This is a genomic window from Nocardia panacis (genome assembly GCF_003598715.1).
GTDB classification, from domain to species: domain Bacteria; phylum Actinomycetota; class Actinomycetes; order Mycobacteriales; family Mycobacteriaceae; genus Nocardia; species Nocardia panacis.
Window position 1 is genome coordinate 23,354 of record NZ_QZFU01000029.1, and the last position, 12,278, is coordinate 35,631.

General features: G+C 69.0%; 1 protein-coding gene. It reads left to right on the top strand.

Annotated elements, in window-relative coordinates; genetic code table 11:
- The first annotated feature begins 29 nt into the window (after positions 1 to 29).
- Positions 30 to 12,137 carry a non-ribosomal peptide synthetase gene (locus tag D5S18_RS22725; protein WP_439651168.1) on the top strand — a complete coding sequence of 4,036 codons (12,108 nt, stop codon included), beginning with the start codon at positions 30 to 32 and terminating at the stop codon, positions 12,135 to 12,137.
- Positions 12,138 to 12,278 lie beyond the last annotated feature (141 nt).

The window sequence follows — 12,278 nt, forward strand, 5'->3', positions numbered from 1 at the left end:
CCGCCCTGCCGCAGTTGATGGCCACCGCCGTGGAGGCCAATCCCGGTGGTAGCGCGGTGGTGTACGCCGACGGCGCGGGCACTCTCGGCCGCCTGAGCTATGCCGAATTGGACGAGCGTTCCACGCGCCTGGCCCGTTTGCTCATCGATCGCGGTATCGGCCCGGAAGATCTGGTCGCCGTGGGGATTCCGCGCTGCCTCGAATCCGTGGTCGCGGTCTGGGCGGTGGCCAAGACCGGTGCCGGATTCGTCCCGGTCGACCCGAATTATCCGGCCGACCGGGTCGAGCACATGGTCAAGGATTCCGGCGCGGTCCTGGGCCTGACGGTGGCGCGCGTGTACGAGGATCTGCCGGAGCAGGTGCCGTGGCTGATCATCGATGACGCGGAGTTGACCGCGCGACTCGAGCACTATCCGGCCGAGCCGGTCACCTACGCCGACCGGCTGCGGCAATTGCGGGCCGAACATCCCGCCTATGTCATCTACACCTCGGGTTCGACCGGTCTGCCCAAAGGCGTGGTCGTCACACAAGCCGGTCTCGCCGGTTTCTGCGAGGAGCAGCGCGAGCGCTACCGGCTCGGCACGGCAACGCGCGCACTGCAATTCGCCTCGCCCTCTTTCGACGCCTCGGTGCTGGAGTTGCTGCTCGCGCTCGGTGGCGGCGGCACCCTGGTCGTGGTCGCGCCAACCGTCTACGGCGGTGCGGAACTGGCCGGACTGCTGCGCCGGGAGGGGGTGACGCACGCGTTCATCACGCCCTCCGTGCTGGCCTCCCTGGATCCCACCGGGTTGGAGGAGCTGCGGGTGGTGGTGGCGGGCGGTGAGGCGTGCCCGCCGGAGGTGGTGCGGCGCTGGGCGCTTCCCGGTCGCGAGTTGTTCAACGGCTACGGTCCCACCGAGACCACCATCATGGTCAATATCAGCGATCCGCTGGCGCCCGGCGAGGTGGTGACCATCGGCGCGCCGATTCGGGCCATCACCGAATATGTGCTGGACGAGCGGCTTTCGCCGGTGCCGACCGGCGTGGTCGGTGAACTGTATGTCACGGGTGCGCAGTTGGCTCGCGGCTATCACCGGCAGCCCGCGCTCACCGGGGCGCGGTTCGTCGCGAACCCGTTCGACCCGAGTGGTTCTCGGCTGTATCGCACGGGCGATCTGGTGCGCTGGACGGCGAACAATGAGCTGGAGTACCTGGGGCGCAATGACTTCCAGGTGAAGATTCGCGGTTTCCGGATCGAGCTGGGCGAGATCGACGCGGTGCTGGCCGCCCACGACACGGTCGATTTCTCGGTCACCGTCGGGCATCGGCTCGACAGCGGTGCGACCATCCTCGCCGCCTATGTGCACGGTCCCGGCGCGGTCGATGCCGCCGAACTCACCGCCTTCGCCGAGCGCAGCCTGCCCGCGCACATGGTGCCCACCGTCATCACGGTGCTCGATCGCATTCCGCTCACCCCGGTCGGCAAGCTGGATCGTCGAGCGCTACCCGCGCCGCAGTTGCGGGCCAGGGAGTTTCGCACCCCGCAGGGTGTGCTCGAGGAATTGGTCGCCGATCTGTTCGCCGAATTGCTCGGTGTCGAAACGCCGGTCGGCGCCGATGACGACTTCTTCGAACGCGGCGGCAATTCGCTGATCGCGACCCAGGTCGCGGCCCGGCTCGGTGCCGCCATCGGCGCGCGGGTGCCCGCGCGCACCGTCTTCGAGGCGCCCTCGGTGGCCGGGCTGGCGGCGAGGGTGGAGCCGCTGCGCGGTTCGGGCGGTCGCCTCGAGCTGACGAGTATGCCTCGGCCGGAACATATTCCGCTCTCTCTGGCCCAGCAGCGCATGTGGTTCCTCAACCAGTTCGATCCGGCGTCCGCGGCCAACAACATCCCGGTCGCCCTGCGGATCACCGGAGAGCTGGATGTGGTGGCCCTGCAGGCCGCCGTGGCCGATGTGATCGAACGGCACGAGACGTTGCGCACCGTGTACCCGGCCGTCGACGGCACCGGCTACCAGGTGATCCTGCCTGCGGCGCAGGCGATTCCGGATCTGACCCCGCAGCAGGTGAGCGAATTCGAGCTGCCGCGTTGGCTGGCCGCCTTCGGTTTGGCGGGTTTCGATGTGGCGGCCGAGGTTCCGCTGCGGGTCGCGCTCGGACAGTTGGGGCCGCAGGACTATCTGCTCGCGCTGGTGGTGCATCACATCGCCGCCGACGGCACCTCGGTGGGGCCGCTGGTGCGCGATCTGGTCGTGTCCTATCTGGCGCGCACCGCCGGTATCGCGCCGGAGTGGTCGCCGCTGCCGGTGCAGTACGCGGACTACTCGCTGTGGCAGCGGGCGGTGCTCGGCGATGAGCACGATCCGGATTCCCTCGCCGCGGGCCAGATCGATTACTGGCGTTCGGCTCTGGCCGGTCTGCCGGATCGGATCGAACTGCCCGCCGACCGGCCCAGGCCCGCGGTGGCCTCCGGTCTCGGCGGTGTGCACACCTTCGAGATCGACGGGCGTACGCGCGCCCGTCTCGAAGAGATCGGGCATGCGGCGGGCGCCTCGCTGTTCATGGTGGTGCACGCGGCCTTCGCCGCGCTGCTGGCCCGGTTGGCGGGCACGGCGGACGTGGCGATCGGCACGCCGGTGGCGGGACGCGGCGAAGCCGAACTCGACGATCTGATCGGCATGTTCGTCAACACCCTGGTGTTGCGTGCCGAGGTGAATCCGGCGACTTCGTTCCGCGAGTTGGTCGACTCCGTGAAAGCCATTGACCTGGCCGCGTTCTCGCATGCGGAGCTGCCGTTCGAGCGGCTGGTCGAGGTCCTGGATCCGGTGCGCTCGCAGGCGCATCATCCGCTGTTCCAGGTGGCGCTGTTCTTCCAGAATATGGCGCGACCGGCGCTGGAACTGCCCGGACTGTCGGCCACCGCGGTGGATTTCGACGGTGCGGTCGCGAAATTCGATCTGCAATTGACGATCACGCCGCACGATGATCCTGCCGCGGGCCTGTCGGCCATGTTCAGCTACGCCGCCGACCTGTTCGACCGCGCCACCATGGCGGATTTCGCGGCCCGACTGCGCAGGCTGTTGAAGGCCCTCACCGCCGATCCGGCGCGCCCGATCGGCGATATCGATCTGCTCTCGCCGGTCGAGCGCGATCGAATCCTGTTCGAGTGGAACGACACTCGGCAGCGGGTCGCGCCCGAATTGCTGCTGGATGGTTATCGGCGTGCGGTGGCGGCGCATCCGGAGGCTGTGGCGGTGTCGTTCGAGGGTGTCGAGCTGTCTTATGGTGAGTTCGATGGTCGGGTGAATCGTCTTGCGCGGTTGTTGATTTCGCAGGGTGTGGGTGCGGAGTCGTTGGTGGGTTTGGCTGTTCGTCGGTCGTTGGATCTTGTTGTGGGTATGTATGCGATTGTGACGGCTGGTGGTGCGTATGTGCCGTTGGATCCGGATCATCCGGCCGAACGCATCGCCCACATCCTCGACACCGCGCGGCCCACCGCGCTGGTGACGACCACTCGCGATGCCGTGGCCGCACCGGAAGGCGTGGTGGCGCTGTACATCGACGCCATCGATACCAGTGGCTTCGACAGCACTCCGGTGCAGCCGTACGAACTGTCTCGGCCTGTTTCGCCGCTCAATCCGGCCTATGTCATCTTCACCTCCGGGTCCACCGGCAAGCCCAAGGGCGTCGCGGTATCGCACGGGGCGATCAACAACCAGATCACCTGGATGTTGGCGGAGTACCCGCTCGATTCCGATGATGTGTACCTGCAGAAGACGGCCACCACCTTCGATGTGTCGCTGTGGGGCTTCTTCATGCCGTTGCGCGTGGGGGCGAAACTGGTCGTGGCGACGCCGGATGGTCATCGCGATCCGGCCTATGTCGCGGAGGTGATCGCCGCGCAGGAGGTGACGGTCACCGACTTCGTGCCATCGATGTTGACGGTGTTCGCCGCCCACACCGCGGCGGGTTCGATTCCGTCGCTGCGGGATGTCTTCGTCATCGGCGAGGCGCTGCCGCCCGAGACGGTCACCGCGTTGCACGCGATCTGCGATGCCGACGCGCACAATCTCTACGGCCCGACCGAGGCCGCCGTCTCCATTACCTACTGGCCTGCCGAGGAGGCCACCGAGCGCAGCGTCCCGATCGGTATCGCGCAGTGGAATTCCCATGTCTACGTGCTGGATTCGCGACTGCGGCCGGTGCCGGTCGGCGTCGCGGGCGAGCTGTACCTCGCGGGTGATCAGTTGGCGCGCGGCTATGTGCGCCGCCCGGATCTGACGGCCGATCGCTTCGTCGCCAACCCCTTCGCACCCGGCAAGCGCATGTATCGCACCGGCGATCTGGTCGTCTGGCGGACCCTCGCCGCCGACGAGGACGGTGTCCTGGATTACCTGGGCCGCACCGATTTCCAGGTGAAGTTCCGTGGCCAGCGTATCGAGTTGGGCGAGATCGAGGCGGCCCTGCTGGCCCAGCCCGCGGTGAGCCAAGCGGTGGCGCTGGTGCTCGCCACGGCACTGGGCGATCAGCTCGTCGCCTACGCGGTGCCCCGGCCCGGCGCCGAGATCGAGGCCGAACCGCTGCGCGCGGCCATCGCGGAAACGCTGCCCGCGTACATGATTCCGGCCGCCATTGTCGCGCTGGCCGAATTCCCGCTCAATCCCAGTGGCAAGCTGGACCGCAAGGCGCTGCCCGATCCCACCTTCCAGGCCAAACAATTCCGCGCGGCCACGACCGCGATCGAGGAGATCGTGGCGGGTGTGTTCGGCGAGGTGCTCGGTCTGGCCAGGGTCGGCGCCGACGACGACTTCTTCGCTCTCGGTGGCAATTCGCTGCTCGCCACCCAGTTGGTGGCCCGGCTCGGCGCGGCCATCGGCGGTCGGGTCCCGGTGCGGGCGCTGTTCGAGACGCCGACGGTGACGGCACTCGCGGCCGCGATCGAATCGCAGGCGCACGGAGCGTACGGCATCGAATTCGGCGCCGCGCGCATCGAACTCGGCAGTATCGCTCGGCCGGAGCGATTGCCGCTGTCGCTGGCGCAGCGGCGCATGTGGTTCCTCAACCGTTTCGATCAGGACGGTGTCGGCTCGGCGGCCTACAACCTGCCCTTCGCGCTGCGGCTGTCGGGCGAACTCGACACCGACGCGCTGGCTGCCGCCCTGGACGACGTGCTTGCCAGGCACGAGGTGCTGCGCACCGTCTACCCGGAGACGCCGGACGGCCCGGTGCAGGTGATCCTGCCCGCCCAGCGCGTCGCGCTGGGCGTGGCGCCGCAGCAGCGCACCGAATCCGAGATCGCGGGCGCGGTCTACACTTTGGCGGCCACGCCCTTCGACGTGACCGATGAGGTCCCGCTGCGCGTGGCCCTCTACCGAATCGACGCGCCCACACCGGAATACGTGCTGGCCGTTGTGGTGCATCACATCGCGGCGGACGCGTCCTCGATGGGTCCGCTGGTCCGCGATGTGATGGTGGCCTACGCCGCCCGCACCGCGGGCGCGGCCCCGTCGTGGGAGCCGTTGCGGGTGCAGTACGCGGATTACGCGCTGTGGCAGCGCGCGGTGCTCGGGGACGAGGACAGCGCCGATTCCCTTGCCGCGCAGCAGATCGCCTACTGGCGCGACGAACTCGCCGACCTGCCCGACCTGCTCGAGTTGCCGACCGATCGGCCGCGCCCCGCGGTGGCGACGATGGCGGGTGCGCGGGTGGCGGTGTCGATCGATGCCGAGACCCATGCGGCGCTGCGGGATTTGGCGCGTGCGCACGGTGCGACGCTGTTCATGGCGGTGCACACCGCCTTCGCGGTCACGCTGGCGCGGATCGCCGGGACCGGCGATATCGCCATCGGCACCCCGGTGGCCGGTCGCGGTGAGCGGGAACTCGACGATCTGATCGGCATGTTCGTCAATACCGTGGTGTTCCGCACCCGGTACGACGGCGGCGCGAGTTTCGTCGAACTCCTCACCCGGCAGCGGGAGTCCGATCTTCGGGCGTTCGCGCACGCGGATATTCCGTTCGAGCGTTTGGTGGAGGTATTGAATCCGCGTCGGTCCACGGCGCATCATCCGGTGTTCCAGGTGGGTCTGTCCTTCCAGAACATGGCCCGCGCGGCCCTGGAACTGCCGGGACTCACCGTGGCCGCGGTGGAGGCCGATCTCGCGGTCTCCCAGTTCGATCTGCATCTGATCGTCGGCGACGGCTATGACGAGTCGGGCGCGCCCACGGGAATCGGTGGCTTCTTCACCTATGCCACCGACCTTTTCGACGCCGAGACGGTGCGCGGCTTCGCTGATCGGTTCGCCAGGGTGCTCGCCGCCGTCGTCGCCGATGCGACCGTCCCGGTCGGCGATATCGAGATCCTGGCCGCCGCCGAACGCGACGAGGTGGTGTTCGCCTGGAACGACACCGAACGCAAGGTGCGCACCAGCACCCTGGCCGCCGTGCTGGACGCCGCGGTCGCGTGGGCGCCGCACGGCACCGCGCTCATCGCCGAGAGCGCGGGCGTCCGCGTCGAACTGTCCTACGCCGAACTCGACGCGCGGGTGAATTCGCTGGCCCGCCGGTTGATCTCGCGCGGCGTCGGCCCGGAGGCGCGGGTCGCGCTGGCGATCCGGCGCTCGGTGGACCTGGTCGTCGCCATGTACGCCGTCACCAAGGCGGGCGGTGCGTACGTGCCGGTGGATCCGGATCAGCCCGCCGATCGCACCGGTTACATTCTGGAGACCGCCGCACCGGTGTGCGTGATCACCAACGCGGACGCGGACTTCCACACTCCCCTCGCGCCGATCGTCCGGATCGATGATCCCTCGCTGGTGCCGGATCGTCGCCCGATCGCGGACGCGGAGCGGGTCGGGCCGCTGCGCACCGACAACACCGCCTATGTCATCTTCACCTCGGGTTCGACCGGGCAGCCGAAGGGCGTCGCGGTCAGCCACGCGGCGATCCTGAACCAATTGCTGTGGAAGACGGCGGCTTTCGTCCTGGGGCCGACCGATGTGGTGCTGCTGAAGACGGCGGCCACCTTCGACCTGTCGGTGTGGGAGTTCTGGTCGGCGGTCGCGTGCGGTGGTCGACTGGTCATCGCCGCGCCGGATGGTCATCGCGATCCGGCCTACCTCAACGATCTGATGGCCCGCGAATCGGTGACCACCCTGCACGCGGTGCCGTCGATGCTCGACGCGCTCGTGACCGACGCCGCGGGCTTGGTCGGTGTCGGCGCGCTGCGGCGGGTGCTTGCCATCGGCGAGGCGCTGCCCGGCGCGCTGGCCCAGCGTTTCCGGTCCGCGAAACCCGGTGTGGCGCTGTTCAATCTGTACGGCCCGACCGAGGCCGCCGTATCGATCACCAGCCACCGGGTCGGCGCGGCCGATATCGGGGGCGTACCCATCGGCGCGCCGGAGTGGAACTGCCGCGTCTTCGTGTTGGACGCCAGGCTGCGGCCGGTGCCCGTCGGGGTGTCGGGCGAATTGTATTTGGCCGGTGCGCAATTGGCGCGCGGCTACTTCGGCCGCGCGGAGTTGACCTCGGATCGCTTCGTGGCCAACCCCTTCGAGGTCGGTGCCCGCATGTACCGCACCGGCGACCTGGTCGCCTGGACCTCGGACGGCGAACTCGAGTACCGGGGCCGCACCGACTTCCAGGTCAAGGTGCGCGGTTTCCGCATCGAACTCGGTGAGATCGAGGCCGCGCTGCTGGCCCGGCCGGAGATCGCTCAGGTGGCGGTGCTCGCCAATGGCGACCGGCTTGTCGCCTACCCGGTGCCCGCCGATGCGGAGATCGATGTCGCGGAGCTGAGATCGGCACTGCACCGGGTGCTTCCGTCGTACATGGTGCCCGAGGCCTTCGTCGTTCTGGATGCTTTGCCGCGCAATACCAATGGCAAGCTGGATCGCAAGGCACTGCCGGATCCGCAATTCCAGGCCCTCGCCTACCGGGCGCCCGAAGGCCCGATCGAGCAGATCGTCGCCGATGTCTACGGTGCGGTGCTCGGCCGCGACGAGGTCGGCGCGGATGACGATTTCTTCGCCCTCGGCGGCAATTCCCTGCTGGCCACCCAGGTCGCGGCCCGGCTCGGCGCGGCGCTGGACACCCGCGTCCCGGTGCGCCTGCTGTTCGAGGCGGCAGGCGTGGCCGGGCTCGCGGCGAAACTGGAGCGGTATGCCGGATCGGGCGGTCGCGTGGCGTTGGTGGCGGGGGAGCGACCCGAACCCGTCCCGCTGTCGCTGGCCCAGCAGCGCATGTGGTTCCTCAACCGCTTCGATCCGACCTCGGCGGTGTACAACATCCCGGTCGCGATTCGGTTGACCGGTGCGCTGGACACGGCCGCGCTGGCCGCCGCCGTCACCGATCTCGTTGCCCGCCATGAGATCCTGCGCACCAACTACCCGGAGACGGCCGACGGTCCGATCCAGCGGATCGCGCAGGCGCAGGTCGTGCCGCTGCCCGTGCTGCCGATCGCCGCCGAGGAGGTGCCCGGCGAGGTGCGCCGCCTGGTCGGGGCCGGATTCGATGTCACCGTGGAACTTCCGTTCCGGGTCGCGCTCTACGCGCTCGGCCCGCAGGACCACGTGCTCGTCTTCGTGGCCCACCACATCGCCACCGACGGTTGGTCGCTCGGCCCGCTGACCCGCGATCTGGTCGTCGCCTACGCCGCGCGCAGCGGCGGCGCTGCGCCCGAGTGGACACCGCTGGCGGTGCAGTACGCCGACTACAGCCTGTGGCAGCGCGCGGTGCTCGGCGCGGAATCCGATCCGCACAGCCTGATCTCGCAGCAGGCCGACTACTGGCGCGCCGCGCTGGCCGGTCTGCCGGAGGAATTGGCGTTGCCCGCCGATCGTCCGCGTCCGGCGGTGGCCACCTATCAGGGTGCGAATCTCGAGTTCGAGATTCCGGCCGAGGTGCACGTCGGGTTGAGTCGGCTCGCGCAGCAGCACAATTCGACGCTGTTCATGGTGGTGCACGCCGCGCTGGCCGTGCTGCTGGCCCGGCTGTCGGGCACCGGTGACATCGCGGTCGGCACCCCGGTCGCGGGCCGCGGTGAGACCGAACTCGACGATCTCATCGGCATGTTCGTCAACACCCTGGTGTTGCGCAGCGAGGTCGATCCGGCGGAGGGATTCGCCGATCTGCTCGGCCGGGTGCGCCACACCGATATCGAGGCATTCGGCCATGCCGACCTGCCCTTCGAGCGGCTGGTGGAACTGCTGGATCCGGTGCGCTCGGCGGCCCGGCATCCGCTGTTCCAGGTCATGCTGACCTTCCAGAATCTGGCCACCGCCGAACTGGAACTGCCCGGCCTGACCGTGGCGGGTATCGACCCGCAGGTCCCGCTCGCGAAGTTCGACCTGCAACTGACCCTCGCGGAAAACCCGGCGCAACAAGGTCTCTCGGCGGTATTCGGCTACGCGACCGACCTGTTCGACGCACCGACCGTGCGCGATTTCGCCGACCGCTTCGGTCGGATTCTGGCGGCCGTGGCGGCCGAGCCGACCCTGCCGGTCGGCGATATCGATTTGCTCGCCCCCGGCGAGCGGGAACTGGTGCTGCGGGCCTGGAATTCGCGCGGCACCTGGGTGCCGGGCGCGACCCTGCCGACGCTGATCACCGATCAGGTCTGGCGGCGGCCCAACGCACCCGCCATTCGATACGGCGAGACCACGCTGACCTACCGGGAACTGCTGCACCGCGCCAATCAGGTGGCGCGGGCGCTGATCGCGCAGGGTGCTGGTCCGGAATCGTTGGTGGCGGTGTCGGTTTCGCGGACGGAGGAGTTGCCGGTCGCGTTGTTGGCGGTGTTGCTCAGTGGTGCGGCGTATTTGCCGATCGATGCGACGTATCCGGTGCGGCGTTTGGAGTTCATGCTCGCCGACGCGGCCCCGGTCTGCGTGCTGACCACGGAGCCCGAGCGCGACGCGGTCCCGGTCGGCGCACTGCCGGTGGTCCTGATGTCCGAGGCGGACAATCACTCGGACGCTCCCATCACCGATGTGGATCGCCGCAAACCGTTGCGCCCGGACAACCTGGCCTACGTCATCTACACCTCCGGCTCCACGGGCGTGCCGAAGGGCGTCGGCGTGACCCATCGAAATGTGCTGGAGCTGTTCGCGAACACCCAGTCGCTGTTCGGTTTCGACGAGACCGATGTGTGGACCATGTTCCACTCCTTCGCCTTCGATTTCTCGGTGTGGGAGCTGTGGTGCGGACTCGCGCACGGCGGCACCGTGGTGGTGGTCGACTACCCGACCTCGCGCACGCCGGACGAATTCCGCGAGTTGCTGATTCGCGAGCGGGTCACCGTCCTCAACCAGACGCCGTCGGCGTTCTACCAACTGGTGGAGGCGGATCGGGCGGCCGAGTACGCCGCCCTGGCGCTGCGCTACGTCGTATTCGGCGGCGAGGCACTGGATCTGCGCAAACTCGCGCGCTGGTACGAGCGGCACGACGGTGCGGCGACCCGCCTGGTGAATATGTACGGCATCACCGAGACCACCGTGCACGTCTCGTTCCTGCCGCTCGATGCGGCCGATGCGGCCAACCCGGCCAGCGTGATCGGCCGGGCCATCGCGGGTCTCGACGCGTACGTGCTGGACTCGCGCCTGCATCCGGCCCCGGTCGCGGTGCCCGGCGAGATCCACGTGGTCGGCGCGCAGCTCTCGCGCGGCTACCTCGGCAGGCCGGGACTCACCGCGACCCGCTTCGTGGCCAATCCATTCGGCAAGCCGGGTTCGCGCATGTACCGCACGGGTGACCTGGGTCGGTGGCGCGATACCAAGCTGGAGTACGCGGGTCGCGGCGATCAGCAGGTGCAGTTGCGCGGGTTCCGGATCGAGTTGGGCGAGATCGAGTCGGCGCTGCTGCGCTGCCCCGGTGTCGGTCAGGCGGCCGTGCTGGTGCGTGGGGACGGCGCGGGCCAGCGGCTCATCGGATATGTGGTGGCCGCCGATGGCGCGCAACTGGATTCGGTGGCAGTGCGCGAGCAGGTCGGCCGGTTCCTGACCGGCTACATGGTGCCCGACGCCTTGGTCGCGCTGGACGCGCTGCCGCTGACGCCGAATGGCAAGTTGGACCGCAAGGCGCTGCCCGCACCGGAATTCGGCCCAGGTACGGAGTATCGCGCCCCGGAGACCCCCACCGAGGAGGCCGTGGCCGCCGTCTTCGCCGAACTGCTCGGCGCGGCGCGGGTCGGCCGCGACGACGACTTCTTCGCCATGGGCGGCAATTCGCTGCTGGCCACCCGCGCGGTGGCCGAGTTGCGCGCGGCCGTCGGCGCGACGGTCGCGGTGCCGTGGTTCTTCACCGATGCGACGGTGGCCGGACTGGCCGCGCGCATCGATTCCGCGCCCGATCCCGAGGCGCACACCGCGCTGGGCGTGCTCCTGCCGATCCGCCCCGGCGGCGCGGCGACCCCGCTGTTCTGCGTCCATCCGATGTACGGCCTGGCCTGGGCCTACGCCGGACTGACCGGATACCTGCCCGCCGATCAGCCCATCTACGGTCTCCAGTCGCCCGCGCTCTCGGAAGCCGGATTCGTGCCGGAATCGTTGGCGCAGTTGGCCGGCCGCTATGTCGCCGAGATCAAGGCGGTCCAGCCGAGCGGGCCGTATCGACTGCTCGGCTGGTCGCTCGGCGGTGTGCTGGCCCACGCCGTCGCGGTCGAACTCCAGGCGGCAGGCGAGCGGGTGGAGCTGCTGGCGATGCTCGACAGTTTCCCGGAGGCCGACGAGGCGGGCTTCCGGGAAGCGGTGCGGGGCGCGCTGGCCGAACTCGGCATCGGCCCGGATGTGCTCGCGCTGCAGGATGATATCGACGACCTGTCGCCGGAGGCCCTTTCCGCGCTGCACGCCATGATCCCGCGCGATCTGATCGTCCTCACCCCGGAGCGGCTGCGCCAGATCTACCGGGGCGCGGTCCGCTCGGCGGCGCTCATCGCGGGCTACCGGCCCGGTGTGTTCGATGGTTCGGTCGCGTATTTCAGCGCGGCACTGGGCGATCCGACCCAGCAGGGGCCGACCGGACAGACCGCGGCCGACTGGCGTCCGTATGTCACCGGCGCGATCATCGAGCATTCGGTGCCGGTCACCCACGATCAGATGGTGAGTCCCGATGCGTTGGCGGTGCTGGGTCCGCAACTGTCCGCCCTGATCAGCGGGGGTAGCTGAGATCCGCAGGGCCGAATTCGGCCCCGCAGTGCATAATCGCCACGACATTTGTTGGGGCGTGCCGCTCACACGCCACGCCGTAACGATGGACAGATGACCAGCCGAGGATCCGGGCGAATCGGATCCGAGGCGAAGCGTGCG